The organism is Paraburkholderia sp. FW306-2-2C-D06C, assembly GCF_058781505.1.
In genome coordinates this window covers 40,124-55,821 of sequence record NZ_JBYSWU010000017.1, presented here as the reverse complement: position 1 = coordinate 55,821, position 15,698 = coordinate 40,124, and the positions used below count along the sequence as shown (strand labels likewise).

Sequence of the window (15,698 nt, the reverse complement as noted above, 5' to 3'; positions counted from 1 at the left end):
CCGCGGTCATACGACCGGGTTCGGCATACCCGTTTGCGGAAATTAATGCGGCAACTGCGCCGACTGGCTGACCAGCGGCCCTTCGCTCACCTGCGGCGCGATCACCGGTTCGTCGGCGATCATCTTGCCGTGCTCCATGGAAATCTTGCGGTTGCACACCCGCGCCACCAGCGACGGATCGTGCGACGCAACCACCAGCACTGAAGCCTTGCCAACCAGGCTCTCGAGACGCTCGGCCGCCTTGATGCTGAACTCCGCATCGCCCACGCTGAGCCACTCGTCCATGATCAGGATGTCGGCTTCGACACTGGTCGAAATCGCGAACGCGAGACGCAGCATCATCCCGCTCGAATAGGTGCGCACCGGCAGATTCAGGTAGTCGCCCAATTCGCTGAAATCGGCGATCTCGTCGATCTTGCTGCGGATGCGCGCCGGTTTCAGGCCGTCGAGAATGCCGCGCAGATAGATGTTCTCGAAGCCGGTCGCGTCGGGATCGAGGCCCATCGAAACATCCAGCAGCGAAGCAATCTTGCCGTGCACCTTGAGCTCGCCGCGCACCGGCGCGTACACGCCCGACAGCGTGCGCAGCAGGGTTGTCTTGCCCGAGCCGTTGTGGCCGATCAAACCGACACGATCGCCTTCGGTGAAGCTGAAGCTGAGGTCGTCGATCGCTTTGACAACCGCGTGACGACCGGCATCCTGGCCGATCCGGCCACCCGTCGTGAGATTGAGCACCGCCTTTTTCAGTGAGCGATGGGAGTTCTCGTAAATCGGAAATTCGACGGAGATGTTACGAGCAACAATCGATGAAGAACTCACAATATCAAAGCCAGTAAGGAACGCGATTACGGAAACGTTTCATCAGGATTTGCGCGAAGGCAAAGCCCACAATCAGCAAACCAAACGACCAGGCCCACGATTCCCAATGGGTCGGGCGGCCGGTCAACGGCGCACGCACCGTTTCGATCAGGTGGTAAAGCGGGTTGTATTCGGCAACCCAGGCACGGTCCTTCAGAATTTCAGGTGACCACATAACGGGCGTGAAGAAGAACACGACCTGAATCAGATTGGTCACGATCGGCGGAATGTCGCGAAAACGCGCGCACAGCACGCCGAGCGTCACGCCGAGCCAGACGCCGTGCAGCAGCAGCATGGCGAGCGCGAGCGGAACCAGCAGAAACTCCCACCCGGGCCAGCGCCCGAAGGCGAGCAACAGGACCACGACCACCGGCAAGCTGTGCAGCAGAATCACAAAATTGCGCCACGCGATCCGGCACACGTGCACGGTGAGCGGCAGGCGAATCTGCTTGATGAGATACGCCGCGCCAATGAAGGCTATGCAGCCTTCATTGGCAACCGATGCAAGATAAGCCCAAATCACCAGACCAACGGCAAGATAGGGCAGATAGTCGGAAATTTCCTGGTGCAACAGCGTGGAATACAGCGCGCCCAGCACCACGACCATGATGATCGTGCTCAATGTAAACCAGAAAGGCCCGAGCACCGAGCGGCGGTAACGCTGACGAATGTCATGCCAGCCCAGCGTGCCCCACACCCGCACCGCTTTCATGCCGACGAGCAGATCGTCGGTTTCGGTATGGCGGGTCAGGTCTTCCGTATCGTTGATAAAACTGATATCCATCTCAAGTACGTCCGTAAATGTCTTCAAAGCGGACGATGTCGTCTTCGCCTAGATATTCGCCGCTCTGCACTTCGATCATCACGAGCTCGACTACGCCCGGATTCTCGAGGCGGTGTTTGTGACCCGCCGGGATGTAGGTCGACTCATTGGTCGACACGAAGAACTCCTGGTCTCCGTTAACGACCTTGGCCATTCCGCTGACCACCACCCAATGCTCGTTGCGATGATGATGCATCTGCAAGCTGAGGCTCGCGCCCGGCTTGACCTCGATGCGTTTGATCTTGAAGCGAGGGCCTTCTTCGAGCACCGAATAGGTACCCCACGGCCGATGCACCGTGCGATGCACCTTATAAGTTTCGTGGCCGCGCGCCTTGAGCTCGGCAAAAATCTGCTTGACGTCCTGAGCCCGCTCCCGGTCCGCGACGAGAAGCGCGTCCGGCGTGTCGATGACGATCAGATTTTCGATGCCCACGGCGCCGATCAGGCGGTCGCCGCCACGCAGGTAGCAATTCTTCACGTCGAGCAGCAGCGCTTCGCCTTCGACGCGGTTGCCGCTGCCGTCCGGCGGCGAGAGATCACTTAGCGCCGTCCACGAACCGACGTCCGTCCAGCCGATGTCGCAACGAACCACCGCGGCGTGTTCGCATTTCTCCATCACCGCATAGTCGAATGACACTTCCGGCACGGCGCCGAAGCTCGCGGGCTCAAGACGGATCTGCGCGCCGTCCTTACCCTCGGCAGACGGCGACTTTTCCATACACTCGGCAGCCGCGCTGAGAATCTCGGGACAATGCTGCTCCATCTCCTTCAGGATCGTGCCGGCGGTGAAGCAGAACATGCCCGAGTTCCACACGAACTTGCCGGAGGCGAGATACTCGCGAGCCTTTTCGAGCGACGGCTTCTCGACAAAGCGCACCACGTTCTCGCCGTCCGCTTCGATATAGCCGTAGCCGGTCTCCGGCGTGTCCGGATGCATGCCGAAGGTCACCACCTTGCCCGCTTGCGCAAGTTTCTTCGCAGCCTCGACGGCCACGGCGAACGCAGGCTGGTCGGCAATCAGATGATCGGCGGCCAGGACGAGCATGACCGTCTTGTCGCCATGCACTTTCGCCGTATGCAATGCGGCCGTCGCGATCGCGGCGGCCGTGTTGCGGCCAAACGGTTCAAGAATGAACGAGGTTGTACAGCCTTTCGCGTTCACCTCACGAAAGTCGTCTTCGGTCTTGAAGAACAGATCGCGGTTCGTTACGGTGAGCACTTCTTTCACGCCGGGCAGCGCGACCGCCCGCAAGAAAGCCTTCTGCAGCAGGCTCTCGCCATCCGCGAGACGGATGAAGGGCTTCGGGTGCGACTCACGCGAAACCGGCCAAAGCCTCGACCCCGCTCCGCCACAAAGGATGATCGGTAACAAACTCACAGAGTCCTCTCAGTACCGTACTTATTACGGAAGTGCCCTGACTATGAACGCTCAGCACAACCCACAATCAGGTTGATCACGCGACGGGCCCGTCATGAGCAGCGCCATGTCTACGCCCGATTGCCGAGCCTGGGCGGGGCTCCCAACCCGTCGATATTCTACCCCCGCCCCCTTTCACTATCGTTAGACAGCTGCGGCGCTGCGCTACGTGGCGAGCTTGGGCAAGGGCGCGTCCCAGCTGGTTAAGAACGGGCCGCGGGAGACACCGGAAAAGCGTCCGTCAGACACAATTGCAAGGCATCGCGCCAATGCGGAGCAGCTAGCCCGAACACCTGCGCCAGCTTCTCGTTGGACATCCTCGAATTGGATGGACGCTTCGCCGGCGTCGGATAGTCGGATGCGGGAATCGGCAGCGCCTTCGGCCGGTTCGGCAGATTCGCCAGTTCGAAAATGGCCGAGGCGAAACCGTGCCACGAAGTCGAGTCGCCGGCGCACAGGTGGTAGATGCCGGAGCACTCGTTCCACCACGCAGCGCTCTCATCAGCGGCGAACGCCTGTGCAACCAGATGCGCCGTGAGCGTGGCGATCGTGTTGCTCCAGGTCGGCGCGCCGAACTGGTCGGCAACGACCTTCAACTCAGGCCGATCTGCGCCGAGGCGCAGCATCGTGAGCAGAAAATTCTTGCCGCGGGTGCCGTACACCCAGCTCGTACGAAGCACCAGATGGTTGACGCCAGCGGCAGCGATCGCCTGCTCGCCGGCCAGCTTGGTGCGCCCATACGCGTTCTGCGGATCGGTCGGATCGTCTTCGACGTAGGCGCCGTCTTTCTCGCCGTTGAACACATAATCGGTCGAATAGTGGATCAGCGCCGCACCCAGCTTTTTCGCTTCTTCAGCCAGCACACCCGGCGCTTCGCCGTTGATCCGCATGGCGAGGTCGAATTCGTCCTCAGCCTTGTCGACCGCGGTATAGGCCGCGGGATTGACGATCAGGGCCGGCCGAACTTCGCGAACCACGGCACGCACCTGGTCCAGATTGGACAGATCCAGCCGCGAGCGATCGACCGCCACCACTTGTCCGAGCCCTTGCAACGTGCGGGCGAGTTCGAAGCCAACCTGGCCATTCACGCCGGTGACGAGAATCGTCCGCCTGGCATCATGTGCGTTCATGCTGCCGCCCCTTATGCGAAGACTTCAGCATCGGCAAGGCGCTTGCCCGCCGCATCCTTCGCAGCCAGCAGCGGCTCGAAGTCGATCGGCCACTCGATGCCGATCGCCGGATCGTTCCAGACGATGCTGCGCTCATGCTCGGGGAACCAGTAATCGGTGGTCTTGTAGAGGAACTGCGCGGATTCCGACAACACCACGAAACCGTGCGCAAAACCCGGCGGCACCCACAACTGCCGATGATTCTCGACCGACAGCGTCACGCCGACCCACTTGCCGAAATTCGGCGAGCTCTTGCGGATGTCGACAGCCACATCGAACACCTCGCCTTCAACCACCCGCACGAGCTTCCCCTGCGCATGCTGGATCTGGTAATGCAGCCCACGCAACACGCCCTTCGCCGAGCGCGAGTGGTTGTCCTGCAGGAACGTGACACCGGGCTCCACGTGCTCCGCGAACTCCAGAGCATTAAAGCTCTCGTAGAAATAGCCACGTGCATCACCGAACACCTTTGGCTCGATGATCTTGACTTCGGGCAGCGCCGTAGCGGTTACTTGGATGGCCATGCAACTTGGTCCGTAAGAATGGTTTGCAGATACTGTCCGTAGGCGTTCTTCGCGAGCGATTTGGCGAGCGTCAGCAGCTGCTCCCCATCAATCCACTGCTTCCGGTACGCAATCTCTTCCGGACACGCGACCACCAGACCCTGGCGCTTCTGCAGCGTGGCGATGAAGGTCGCCGCTTCGATCAGCGAATCGTGCGTACCCGTGTCGAGCCACGCATAGCCACGCCCCATGATTTCCACATTGAGCGCGGCATTCGCCAGATAACGCGAGTTGACGTCGGTGATTTCAAGTTCACCGCGCGGCGACGGTTTGATATCGGCGGCGATATCGCAAACCTGCCTGTCGTAGAAGTACAGACCAGTGACCGCGTAGTGCGAGCGCGGCCTGGCCGGCTTCTCTTCGATTGACAGCGCGCGGAACTGCTTGTCGAATTCGACCACGCCGTAGCGCTCCGGATCGTGCACGTGATAGGCGAAGACGGTCGCGCCTTGATCCTGCTCATTGGCGCGTTCCAGCTGCTTCGCGAGATCGTGGCCGTAGAAAATGTTGTCGCCGAGAATCAGCGCCGACGGATCGTTGCCCACGAAGTCGCGGCCAATGATGAACGCCTGCGCGAGGCCGTCCGGCGACGGCTGCACTGCGTACTGGATATTCATGCCCCACTGACTGCCGTCGCCGAGCATGGTCTCGAAGCGCGGCGTGTCCTGCGGCGTCGAGATGATCAGCACGTCGCGAATGCCCGCCACCATCAGCGTGGACAGCGGGTAGTAGATCATCGGCTTGTCGTAGACCGGCAGCAGCTGCTTGGATACGACATGGGTAATCGGATACAGCCGCGTACCCGATCCGCCTGCGAGAATAATGCCTTTGCGCGCCATAGCTGTGCCCTTACGCGCGCTGCGCGTAGTTGGTCTCAACCCACTTCCGGTACTCACCCGAAGCGACTTCGTCGGACCATGCCTGATTGTCCAGGTACCACTGAACCGTCTTCGCGAGGCCGGTTTCAAACGTTTCAGCCGGCTTCCAGCCGAGCTCACGTTCGAGCTTGCGGGCGTCGATCGCATAGCGGCGATCGTGGCCCGGACGATCCTTCACATAGGTGATCTGATCGCGGTACGAGGCGCCCGCCTTCGGCCGCAACTGATCGAGCAGATCGCACAGCGTGTGCACGACATCGAGGTTCTTCTTCTCGTTCCAGCCGCCGATGTTGTACGTCTCGCCCGGCACGCCGCGCGCGAGCACTTCGCGGATCGCGCTGCAATGGTCGCCGACATACAGCCAGTCGCGCACGTTCTGACCGTCGCCGTACACCGGCAGCGCCTTGCCACCCAGCGCATTGGCGATCATCAGCGGAATCAGCTTCTCGGGGAACTGGTACGGACCGTAGTTGTTCGAGCAGTTGGTGGTGAGCACCGGCAGGCCATACGTGTGATGGTAGGCGCGCACCAGATGGTCGGAACCCGCCTTGGTGGCCGAATAGGGGCTATTCGGCGCGTACGGCGTGGTTTCGGAGAATTGCGGATCGGTAGCGGAGAGCGAACCGAACACTTCGTCGGTCGAGACGTGCAGGAAACGGAACGCGGCCTTGCCGGCGTCGCCGAGCGCATTCCAGTAGCTGCGCGTCGCTTCGAGCAGCGTGAAGGTGCCGACCACGTTAGTTTGCACGAAATCGGCCGGGCCGTGGATCGAGCGATCCACGTGGCTTTCGGCAGCAAAATGCAGCACGGCGCGCGGCTTGTGTTCGGCGAAGAGCGCGTCGAGCGCGGCACGATCGCAGATATCGGCCCGCACGAAGATATGGCGGGGATTCGCCTGTTGCGACTTGAGCGTACCGAGATTGCCAGCGTAGGTCAGCTTGTCGACGTTCAGCACCGCTTCGTCCGACGCATTGAGCCAGTCGAGCACGAAATTGGCGCCGATAAAACCGGCGCCGCCCGTTACCAGGATCATGAAATTCCCTTCCAGATGTTCGTGGTGGATCGGACACAGCAGGCCCGAGCACACGCCCCAAATTGTGGTTTTCGATTCTTGTCAACGCCGTCGCCAATCCTCATACCGCAAGCGGACGCTCAGACGCCAATCTTATGAAGCCACGATTATAAAGCCGCCCCGGGTAAAAACCAGAACCCTAACAACTTGAAACAGCTTGACAAACCAAGTTTCTCTTGAGGTCGATTCGGGACAATTTGCCACCTGCGCCGCGGCCGGCAGCCCACGGACGCAAAAAGGCACGCGCCTGATCGACGCCTGGTTCGGACTGTTGGGGCACGATCGCGCGGCCAGGCGCCGCGCGCGATTGACGAGTAGATGCGCACGCGCCCGCGGTAACAAGCCGGCGCGCTGCAATGCAGGACGAATATCGGTGAAAGACGCTGAAAGGCGCCGATCAGGCACCTGACCAAGCCAGGCCCTCGACTAAGCCGCCAGCATCCAGCGCAGCGTATCCATGAAGGGAATAGCCTCGACTTCCGGCACCAGCGAGCGCAGCTTGGCCGGCGAACCAGCCAGCATTTTCACGTCGGTTTGACGCACGAACGCGGGATTGATCTGTATCTCGAGCTCGTGCCCGGTCAGGTCGCTCGCTGCCGAGAGAATCTCCCGCAGGGTATAAGGCGTGCCGGTACAGACATTGACCGTTTCGCCGGCGACCGCGGAATCGAGCAAGGCTTCATAAGCGCTCGCCACGTAGCGCACGTCCGAAAAATCACGCGCAACGTCGATATTGCCGAGCGAAATGGAAGGCTCGCGCCGCGCAAAATGCTCGACGATCTTCGGCACGAGGAAGTTCGATGCCTGCCCGCGACCGGTGTAGTTGAACGGCCGCACGATCAGAATCGGCAGCCGGTCGAACCAAGTGCGGACCATCGTTTCCATGGCCGCCTTGCTGGCGGCGTAGTGATTGACCGGCGTGACCGGAAAGGTTTCGTCGATGGCGTCGCTGGTGACGTTGCCGTAAACATTCGCGCTGCTCGCGATCAGCAGCTTGCGCGGCGTGTGGCCGACGGCTGCGCAAGCCTCCAGCAGATTCAGCGTGCCAATCACGTTGACGCGATAGAAGTCGAGCGGATCGTTATGGCCCACAAAGCTGATGGCCGCCAGATGCACGATGTAGTCGGGCCGCGCCGTTTCGATCACGCGCCGGCAGGCGTCGGGCGACGTGATGTCGAGCCTGAGCCGCGTCGGCGTTTCGGGCTCGTCGCGTCCTGCCACCGTTTCGATCACGGTGTGACCTTTGGCGAGCAGGTTATCAACCAGATAGCGGCCGGTGAAACCACTCGCCCCGGTGACGAGCGTGCGGATTGGGTGTTTCGCATGAGAAGACGACATGCTTTCTCCGTTCACGAGGGTCATCCTGTTGTGTTGCAGTACCGCGCGCGGCCTTGCCGGCGTCGTCGTCGGCCAGCTCCAGACGGCGCAGGTCGCAATACCAGTGCTTCAAACGGGCTATTATGTCACGCTTATATGTTGCACCGCCCAACGCGACACGTCTCGCGCGTATCCACGTGTAACAGCGTGTATCGTTTTGCACCGACTCCCGATGACAGCCTCCACCGCTCCCACCAACCGCTCCGAGCCGCACCCGTTTCCTCTCGCCTTCGGCGACCTGCAAGGCTGCCGCACACCGTTCCAGCAACTGCTGGCCAAAGCCGCGCCGCCGGCCGGCACGCCGCTGTGGTTCGCCGGCGACCTGATCAACCGCGGCGCCGAATCGCTCGCCACGCTGCGCGACATCATCGCGCTGGGGAACCGCGCGGTACCGGTGCTGGGCAATCACGACCTGCATCTGCTGTCGGTGTCGGCGGGAATTCGCAAGTCGAAGAAAGGCGACACGATCGACGACATCCTCGCCGCACCGGATGCCGAAGACCTGCTCGAATGGGTCCGCCACCGGCCGCTCGCGCACTTCGACAACGGCATGCTGATGGTGCACGCAGGCGTGTTGCCGCAGTGGGACGCCGCCCTGACCCTCGAACTCGCCGACGAATTGCAGCGCGCGCTGCGCGCGCCGACATGGAAAGAAACGCTCGCGGGCCTGTACGGCAACGAGCCGAATTACTGGAAGCCGGGCCTCAAGGGCATCGAGCGCTTGCGCCTGACGTGCAGCGTGTTGACGCGCATCCGCTTCTGCAATCTCGACGGCGTGATGGATTTCAGCACCAGCGGCGGCCTGAATTCCGCGCCGGCCGGCTACGTGCCGTGGTTCGATGTGCCGTCACGCAAGACCGCCGATATCACGGTGGTCTTCGGCCATTGGGCCGCGCTCGGCTTGACCTTGCGCGACAACCTGATCGGCCTGGACTCGGGCTGCGTATGGGGCGAGAAGCTCTCGGCCGTGCGTCTTGCCAGCAATCCGGCAGAACGCACGCTCACCCAGGTCGACTGCGCAAGCTGCCGCGTGCCGATGGACGGCGGCAATTAAGCCGAACGGCTGGACGGGTCGCCCGGTTCGACCGGGTCGATCAGCACCGGCGTGACGGCAGACGACGCGGCTTGCGCCGCGATCACCGCAGTGCAACCCGCCGTGCCCGCCTGCATCTCCCTCAATGCCGCGGCGACCACCCCTTCCGCTTCCGCCGCCAGCATGCGCCGGTCGGCGCCCGGCGCGAGCGGCGCGCCGACATACACGTGCGCGGTCAGCGGCCCGCCGCGCAGCAGCATATTCAGCGAATCGGCCAGCGTGACGTCGTCGATATAGGCGGGCGCGGTCGACTGCCGACCCTGCGCGTCCTCGTACATGATGCACAGCGGCTGAACCGGCGCCGACGCCGACACGGCCGCCTGGAACATGTTCGCGTGAAACGGCAGCAGCGCGAGGCCATTGGACGTGGTGCCTTCAGGAAACACGCACATCAGTTCGCCCGCGCTCAGACGGTCAGCCAGTTCATGCATGATCCGCTTCGCGTCGCTGCGCTTTTCACGCTGGATGAACACCGTGTCCAGTTGCTGCGCGAGCCAGCCGACCACCGGCCACTGACGGATCTCGGCCTTCGAGACGAACGGCGTGGGCCGCCACGCATTGATCACATAGATGTCGATCCACGAAATGTGATTGGCGACCACCAGTGCGCCGCGATCGAGCCGCGCGCTGTCGTTGTGCACGACCAGCTGCATGCCGCACAGCCGCAGCATTTTCAGCGACCATTCCCGATTGAGCGCATGACGGACTTCAGCGCCGGTTTTGGGAAAACGTGTCGCGACGATCCACATGCCGTGCAACAGATGCGCGATGAGACGGGCCTTGCGTAACGCGAGCTTCATAGTCTGAGCTTTCCGTAACTGGGCAATGGCGCGGATATTAGCGCTGTTCGAACGCGACGTGGCCGGACACGATCGTCGCACGCACACGCGCCGGCAGTTCGTAGCCGAGGAACGGCGTGTTGTGCCCCTGGCTCTTCAACGCGCGCGGCTCGACGCGCCAATGCGCGTGGCGGTCGAACACGCAGAGATCGGCGACCGCGCCCACGGCGATGCGTCCGGCGGCCTCCAGCTTCAACACGCCGGCCGGCGCCGCGGTAATGCGGTTCAGCGCCTTCGCGAGCGGCACACCCGCTTCGTCGGCCCACTTCACGGTCAGCGACAGGAACAGCTCCAGCCCGGTCGCGCCCGGCGTGGCTTCGGCGAACGGCAGCAGCTTTTCGTCGTCGTCGACCGGGGTATGGTCGGAGCAGATCGCGTCGATCGTGCCGTCCGCGAGACCCGCGCGAATCGCTTCGCGATCGCGCTGCTGGCGCAGCGGCGGGTCGAGCCGGAACTGCGCGTCGAAGTAGCCGATGTCGACGTCGATCAGATGCACATGATTCACGGTGACGTCGCACGTCATCGGCAAACCTTCGGCCTTTGCCGCGCGCACCAGCGCAATGCCCGCCGCCGACGACACATGCGACAGATGCACGCGCGCCCCGGTCACGCGGACCAGTTCGAAAATCGTATGCAGCGCGATGGTTTCCGCCGACACCGGCACGCCCGACAAGCCGAGCCGCGACGCCAGCGCGCCGCTCGCGGCCACGCCGCCCTTGCCGAGGTACGCATCCACGGGACGCAGCCACACGGTATAGCCGTAAGTCGCCGCGTACTGCAACGCGCGCATTAGCACCTGCGTATCGACCACCGGCACGTCGGCCTGCGAAAAGCCGATGCAGCCCGCTTCGGTCAACTCGACCATCTCGGTGATGACCTGGCCCTTGAGGCCGACGGTCAATGCGCCGAGCGGATACACATGCGCCTGGTTCAGATTGCGCGCGCGGAACTTCAGCATCTCGACGAGGCCGGGTTCATCGAGCGTCGGGTCGGTGTCCGGCGGACACACGAGGCTCGTCACGCCGCCCGCGAGCGCCGCGGCCATTTCGGATTCGAGCGTCGCCTTGTGTTCGTAGCCCGGTTCGCGCAGGCGCGCGGACAGGTCGACGAGACCCGGCGCGATATGCAGGCCCTTCGCGTCGATCGTCTTCGCCGCGTTGAAATCGGCGGGCGCGTTGCCGATGGCGACGATCTTGCCCACTGCGATAAAAATGTCCTGCTGCTGTTCGGTGCCCGCTGCCGGATCGATCAGCGTGCCGCCTTGAATATGAATCTTCATGCGCTGCCTTATGTTCAGCTATGTTCAGCTAAGTTCTGCGTGATTTGTCGGGTGCTTGCCGCGTAGGCGTTGTGTGCCGCGGCGAAATCAATCGTGATTGCCCGCGACGATCCCCATCACCGCCATGCGCACCGCGATGCCGAACGTCACCTGATTGAGAATCACCGATTGCGGACCGTCGGCCACCTGCGAATCGATTTCGACGCCGCGGTTCATCGGCCCCGGGTGCATCACGATCGCATCGGGCTTGGCGAGCGCGAGGCGCTCCGGCGTCAAACCCCAGCTCTTGAAGTACTCCTGCGCGGACGGCAGCAGCGCGCCGCTCATCCGCTCGTTCTGCAACCGCAGCATGATGATCACGTCGACGTCCTTCAGGCCTTCGTCGAGGTTGTGGAACACGCGCACGCCCATCTGCTCGAGCCCGCCCGGCAGCAGCGTGCGCGGACCGATCGCGCGCACTTCCGGCACGCCGAGCGTGGTCAGCGCATGAATGTCCGAACGCGCGACCCGCGAATGCAGAATGTCGCCGACGATCGCCACGCGCAGGTTCGTGAAATCCTTTTTGTAGTGGCGGATCGTGTACATGTCGAGCAGACCCTGGGTAGGGTGTGCATGACGGCCGTCGCCGGCGTTGATCACGTGCACGTGCGGCGCGCAATGCTGCGCGATCAGGTACGGCGCGCCGCTCGATGCATGGCGCACGACGAACATGTCGGCATGCATCGCCGACAGGTTGTTGATCGTGTCGAGCAGCGATTCGCCCTTGCTGGTCGAAGACGCGTTGATGTTCAGATTCAGCACGTCCGCGGACAGGCGCGTTGCGGCGATCTCAAAGGTCGTGCGGGTGCGCGTCGAGTTCTCGAAGAACAGGTTGAACACCGACTTGCCGCGCAACAGCGGCACCTTCTTCACCTCGCGATCGGTCACGCTGACGAACTGCTCGGCGGTGTCGAGAATGTGATTGACGATCGCCTTCGGCAAGCCTTCGATCGACAACAGATGTTTGAGCTCGCCGTTTTTCGTGAGCTGCGGATTGCCCTTCAGGAAGCCATAACGGAAGCGCTCGGTGGCGCTATCGGTTGAATCCTGGGATGCCTGGCTGGCAGAGTTCATGGTGTACCCGTTTCAAATACTGGCTTCATCGTGTTCGGTGTCGATGCTGACTGCGTGTGGCGGTTCAAGCGCTGCGTGCAAAGCCGCAGCTTGTGAACCGTTTTGCTCGATGTACGGAGCCGCGTTCAATCGACGCGTGCTTCGGTATGAAAAGTGAAACGCTGATTGCCGTCGGCGGCGCCTTGTTCGCGGGCGAGCACGAGCGTCGCATCGGCCGGCACATCTACCACTCCACCGACAAAACGCGCCGCCACCGGCAGTTCGCGCCCGCCGCGATCGGCGAGCACCGCCAGTTCGACCGATGCCGGGCGGCCGTAGTCGTACAGCTCGTTCAGCGCGGCGCGAACCGTGCGGCCGGTGTACAGCACGTCATCCACCAGCACGATGCGGCGCTTGTCCACGGAAAACGGCAGCGAGGTTGGGCTCGCCTGCGAGTGCAGGCCCTTCTTAGCGTAATCGTCGCGATGCAGCGCGACATTCACCACGCCGAAGCTCGGCACGTGCAGATCGCGCGCGAGGCGTTCGGCGAGCCACGCGCCGCCACTGTAAATACCGGCCAGCACGGCGCCATCTGCGCTGTCTTGCCCGGCGCCGAGCTTGTCACCATAAGCGGCACGAATCTGTTCGAGCAAAGCGCTGTAGAGCGCTTCGGCGTCAATGGAACTCATGATCGTCTGAAAGTCCGTCTAGATATTGCTGGAGGATGATGCTGGCGGCTTCGGCGTCGAGCATGTCGGCGCGGCCGTTGCCGGCGCGGATTTCCGCCTTCGCCTCGACCGACGAATAGCGCTCGTCGACCCACGTCACCGGCAGATTGAAGCGGCCGTTCAGCTGGTTGCCGAAGCGCTTCGCGAGTTGGGTCATTTCGTGCGGCGTGCCGTCCGGGTGCATCGGCAGGCCGACCACCAGCGCGTCCGGCTTCCACTCGGCGATCAGCTTGCCAATGGCCTCGAAACGATATTCGCGGCTGCGGTTCTGCACAATCACGAGCGCGCGTGCGCTGCGCGTGAGCGAGTTGCCCACCGCCACGCCGATCCGCTTTTCACCATAGTCGAACGCAAGCAGCGTCGCCTCACGTCCGGCCGGCAGACTCATGCGTCACCTTTCATCAGATTTGCTCCGAGAAACCCCGTCCCTCAGGCGCGGGGAGTGAAAGGAGCGCAGCCGCAAGGCTGCTTCTCCAGATTTTCAATCTCACACAAACATATGATATTGTGTGAAGAATGGACATTAAGCGAGCATACCGATTCCGGTTCTACCCGACGCCCGAGCAAGAAGCGATTCTTGCGAGGACGTTTGGGTGCGCGCGTTTTGCCTATAACCACATGCTTCGGTTGCGTACCGATGCGTGGTATCAGCGTCAGGAACGAGTCGGATATCACGAAACCTCCGCAGCGCTCACGGCGCTCAAGAAAACACCCGAGCACGCATGGCTGAACGAAGTCAGTTCGGTTCCGGTGCAGCAGGCCTTGCGCCACTTGCAAACGGCATTTGCGAGCTTCTTCGCCAAGCGCGCGAAGTATCCGAATTTCAGGCGCAAGGACGGCGCGCAGTCTGCCGAGTACACGACGAGCGCTTTCAAGTGGGATGGTGCGTCATTGAAACTCGCGAAGATGGATGCGCCGCTTGCGATTCGATGGTCACGCACTATCCCGAAGGGAGCGAAGGTAACGACCGCCACGGTGTCGAAAGACGCATCGGGCAGATACCATGTCTCGATGCTGTGCGATGACGCAGTAAGCGCGAAGCCAGAGGTATCCGGCAAAGTTGGCATCGACTTAGGTCTGACGCACTTCGCCATCCTTTCTACCGGCGAGAAGATCGCGGCCCCTAACACGTTCCGAAAGAACGAGGCCAAGCTCGCCAAGCTGCAACGGCGACTAGTGAAGAAGCAAAAGGGTTCCGCCAATCGCATGAAGGCGAAGCTCAAAGTTGCACGAATGCATGCCAGGACGGCAGATTCCCGAAGGGACTTCCTGCACAAACTTTCGAGCCGGCTGATAAACGAAAACCAAGTGATCGCCATCGAAAGCCTTGCCGTCAGCAACATGCAGAAGAACCGTTGCCTTGCAAAGTCGATTAGCGATGCAAGCTGGTCCGAGTTCACCCGGCAACTAGAGTACAAAGCGCAGTGGTACGGACGCACGTTGGTCGGCATCGACAAGTGGTACCCGTCAAGCAAACGATGCAGCGATTGCGGACATACAGTGGTCAAGATGCCGCTGAATATCCGCGCATGGACCTGCCCGGAATGCGGCAGCATCCATGATCGCGACATCAACGCTGCGCGCAATGTTTTGGCCGCCGGACTGGCGGCGTCAGCCCATGGAGAAAGCGTAAGTCCCATGTCTCTTTGAGATGAAGTTGGGTTGCCGTCTGTGAAGTGGGAATCCCCTTCCTTTAGGGAGGGGAGCAGTCAAGCGTGACCTGCTTCGCCCGACAGCATCGACAGCGAAACGCCGAGCAGCGCGAGCGCGGCTTCGAAACGCTCTTCGGCGGGCACGTCGAAGACGATTTTCGGGTCGGCTTCAACCGTGAGCCAGCCGTTCTTGGAAATCTCTTCTTCGAGCTGGCCCGCGCCCCAGCCGGCGTGGCCGAGCGTGAGCAGGAAACGTTCCGGGCCGGTGCCGCTTGCGACGGCTTCGAGCACGTCTTTCGAGGTGGTCATTTCGAGCCCGCCGGGCACCGACATCGACGACGTGTAAGTATTACCGTCTTTCGGATCGTGCAGCACGAAGCCGCGCTCGGTTTGCACCGGGCCGCCGAAATACACGGGCACATGCAGAAGGGGTTCGATCTCAAGCTTGAGATCGATGCGACTGAAGAGCGCTTCAAGGTCGATATCGGTCGGCCGGTTGATGACGAGGCCGAGCGCGCCGCGCTCACTGTGATCGCAAAGGTAGACCACCGTTCCTGAAAACGTGGGATCGGCCATGTTCGGCATGGCGATCAGGAACTGGTTGGTCAGATTGATGCGATCGGTACTCTTGGACATAGTTCGGATTTTAGCAAAGACGATGCAGGATGGCGGGCTTTGAGCGTGTGACCGCGAGCCATCGACGGCGATTCAAGTTCCACTCTATCACGCACGCCGACCTTGGCCACGGTGCGCGATAGAGGTGTTTTCGACACGCATGCTGCTTGTCTAAAGGTTCTTCCCGGCTCCTCCGAGTTCGTGCGTGTTACCGATGTGCTCCAAAGGCAGGACGTGACACGC

At 61.9% G+C, this 15,698-nt stretch carries 16 protein-coding genes; 2 read left to right on the top strand and 14 right to left on the bottom strand.

Going from position 1 to position 15,698, the window contains the following annotated elements; translation table 11 throughout:
* Window positions 1-42 precede the first annotated feature (42 nt).
* The 8 genes from AC3WLT_RS15300 to AC3WLT_RS15265 form a co-directional block, all read right to left on the bottom strand.
* A complete protein-coding gene (locus tag AC3WLT_RS15300) occupies window positions 43-819 on the bottom strand; it encodes an ABC transporter ATP-binding protein (protein WP_492592556.1) in 777 nt (258 codons plus the stop codon).
* Window positions 820-823: 4 nt separating this feature from the next.
* A complete protein-coding gene (locus AC3WLT_RS15295; RefSeq protein ID WP_492592555.1) occupies window positions 824-1,642 on the bottom strand; it encodes an ABC transporter permease in 819 nt (272 codons plus the stop codon).
* 1 nt (window position 1,643) lies between these two features.
* Window positions 1,644-3,059, bottom strand: coding sequence for a mannose-1-phosphate guanylyltransferase/mannose-6-phosphate isomerase (locus AC3WLT_RS15290; RefSeq protein ID WP_492592554.1), 1,416 nt, complete (start codon window positions 3,057-3,059; stop codon window positions 1,644-1,646).
* Window positions 3,060-3,301: 242 nt separating this feature from the next.
* The gene (gene rfbD, locus AC3WLT_RS15285) at window positions 3,302-4,228 is read right to left on the bottom strand and encodes a dTDP-4-dehydrorhamnose reductase (RefSeq protein ID WP_492592553.1); all 927 of its coding nucleotides are present in this window, start codon (window positions 4,226-4,228) and stop codon (window positions 3,302-3,304) included.
* Between the two features lie 11 nt (window positions 4,229-4,239).
* Entirely contained in the window at window positions 4,240-4,791 is a 552-nt protein-coding gene (gene rfbC, locus AC3WLT_RS15280; RefSeq protein ID WP_492592552.1) for a dTDP-4-dehydrorhamnose 3,5-epimerase, read from the bottom strand.
* A complete protein-coding gene (rfbA, locus tag AC3WLT_RS15275; RefSeq protein ID WP_492592551.1) occupies window positions 4,776-5,669 on the bottom strand; it encodes a glucose-1-phosphate thymidylyltransferase RfbA in 894 nt (297 codons plus the stop codon). Before rfbA ends, rfbC begins: the two co-directional genes overlap by 16 nt.
* A 10-nt stretch (window positions 5,670-5,679) precedes the next feature.
* The gene (rfbB, locus tag AC3WLT_RS15270) at window positions 5,680-6,741 is read right to left on the bottom strand and encodes a dTDP-glucose 4,6-dehydratase (protein WP_492592550.1); all 1,062 of its coding nucleotides are present in this window, start codon (window positions 6,739-6,741) and stop codon (window positions 5,680-5,682) included.
* Between the two features lie 465 nt (window positions 6,742-7,206).
* Window positions 7,207-8,118: a GDP-mannose 4,6-dehydratase gene (locus tag AC3WLT_RS15265; RefSeq protein WP_492592549.1), complete on the bottom strand. Its 912-nt coding sequence runs from the start codon at window positions 8,116-8,118 to the stop codon at window positions 7,207-7,209.
* Between the two features lie 211 nt (window positions 8,119-8,329).
* On the opposite strand from AC3WLT_RS15265, the gene AC3WLT_RS15260 reads away from it, so the two are divergent.
* Entirely contained in the window at window positions 8,330-9,211 is an 882-nt protein-coding gene (locus AC3WLT_RS15260) for a symmetrical bis(5'-nucleosyl)-tetraphosphatase (protein ID WP_492592548.1), read from the top strand.
* Here AC3WLT_RS15260 and AC3WLT_RS15255 read toward each other — a convergent pair.
* The 5 genes from AC3WLT_RS15255 to ruvX form a co-directional block, all read right to left on the bottom strand.
* A complete protein-coding gene (locus AC3WLT_RS15255) occupies window positions 9,208-10,050 on the bottom strand; it encodes a lysophospholipid acyltransferase family protein (RefSeq protein WP_492592547.1) in 843 nt (280 codons plus the stop codon). The two genes, AC3WLT_RS15260 and AC3WLT_RS15255, sit on opposite strands and share 4 nt — an antisense overlap.
* A 37-nt stretch (window positions 10,051-10,087) precedes the next feature.
* On the bottom strand, window positions 10,088-11,368 hold the full coding sequence (locus tag AC3WLT_RS15250) for a dihydroorotase (RefSeq protein WP_492592546.1): 1,281 nt from the start codon (window positions 11,366-11,368) through the stop codon (window positions 10,088-10,090).
* 87 nt (window positions 11,369-11,455) lie between these two features.
* Window positions 11,456-12,481, bottom strand: coding sequence for an aspartate carbamoyltransferase catalytic subunit (locus AC3WLT_RS15245; RefSeq protein WP_492592545.1), 1,026 nt, complete (start codon window positions 12,479-12,481; stop codon window positions 11,456-11,458).
* Between the two features lie 125 nt (window positions 12,482-12,606).
* On the bottom strand, window positions 12,607-13,149 hold the full coding sequence (pyrR, locus tag AC3WLT_RS15240; RefSeq protein WP_492592544.1) for a bifunctional pyr operon transcriptional regulator/uracil phosphoribosyltransferase PyrR: 543 nt from the start codon (window positions 13,147-13,149) through the stop codon (window positions 12,607-12,609).
* The gene (gene ruvX / locus AC3WLT_RS15235; RefSeq protein WP_492592543.1) at window positions 13,136-13,576 is read right to left on the bottom strand and encodes a Holliday junction resolvase RuvX; all 441 of its coding nucleotides are present in this window, start codon (window positions 13,574-13,576) and stop codon (window positions 13,136-13,138) included. Before ruvX ends, pyrR begins: the two co-directional genes overlap by 14 nt.
* A 128-nt stretch (window positions 13,577-13,704) precedes the next feature.
* On the opposite strand from ruvX, the gene AC3WLT_RS15230 reads away from it, so the two are divergent.
* Window positions 13,705-14,838 (top strand): RNA-guided endonuclease InsQ/TnpB family protein, encoded by a 1,134-nt coding sequence (locus AC3WLT_RS15230; protein WP_492592542.1) that lies wholly within the window; start codon window positions 13,705-13,707, stop codon window positions 14,836-14,838.
* A gap of 59 nt (window positions 14,839-14,897) precedes the next feature.
* On the opposite strand, the gene AC3WLT_RS15225 is transcribed toward AC3WLT_RS15230, so the two are convergent.
* A complete protein-coding gene (locus AC3WLT_RS15225; RefSeq protein WP_029971036.1) occupies window positions 14,898-15,476 on the bottom strand; it encodes a YqgE/AlgH family protein in 579 nt (192 codons plus the stop codon).
* Window positions 15,477-15,698 lie beyond the last annotated feature (222 nt).

Coding starts and splice junctions, on each gene's coding strand:
- AC3WLT_RS15295 (WP_492592555.1), bottom strand. CDS start 1,642: ATGGATATCAGTTTTATCAACGATACGGAAGACCTGACCCGCCATACC.
- rfbD (WP_492592553.1), bottom strand. CDS start 4,228: ATGAACGCACATGATGCCAGGCGGACGATTCTCGTCACCGGCGTGAAT.
- rfbC (WP_492592552.1), bottom strand. CDS start 4,791: ATGGCCATCCAAGTAACCGCTACGGCGCTGCCCGAAGTCAAGATCATC.
- rfbA (WP_492592551.1), bottom strand. CDS start 5,669: ATGGCGCGCAAAGGCATTATTCTCGCAGGCGGATCGGGTACGCGGCTG.
- rfbB (WP_492592550.1), bottom strand. CDS start 6,741: ATGATCCTGGTAACGGGCGGCGCCGGTTTTATCGGCGCCAATTTCGTG.
- AC3WLT_RS15265 (WP_492592549.1), bottom strand. CDS start 8,118: ATGTCGTCTTCTCATGCGAAACACCCAATCCGCACGCTCGTCACCGGG.
- AC3WLT_RS15260 (WP_492592548.1), top strand. CDS start 8,330: ATGACAGCCTCCACCGCTCCCACCAACCGCTCCGAGCCGCACCCGTTT.
- AC3WLT_RS15255 (WP_492592547.1), bottom strand. CDS start 10,050: ATGAAGCTCGCGTTACGCAAGGCCCGTCTCATCGCGCATCTGTTGCAC.
- AC3WLT_RS15250 (WP_492592546.1), bottom strand. CDS start 11,368: ATGAAGATTCATATTCAAGGCGGCACGCTGATCGATCCGGCAGCGGGC.
- AC3WLT_RS15245 (WP_492592545.1), bottom strand. CDS start 12,481: ATGAACTCTGCCAGCCAGGCATCCCAGGATTCAACCGATAGCGCCACC.
- pyrR (WP_492592544.1), bottom strand. CDS start 13,149: ATGAGTTCCATTGACGCCGAAGCGCTCTACAGCGCTTTGCTCGAACAG.
- ruvX (WP_492592543.1), bottom strand. CDS start 13,576: ATGAGTCTGCCGGCCGGACGTGAGGCGACGCTGCTTGCGTTCGACTAT.
- AC3WLT_RS15230 (WP_492592542.1), top strand. CDS start 13,705: ATGGACATTAAGCGAGCATACCGATTCCGGTTCTACCCGACGCCCGAG.
- AC3WLT_RS15225 (WP_029971036.1), bottom strand. CDS start 15,476: ATGTCCAAGAGTACCGATCGCATCAATCTGACCAACCAGTTCCTGATC.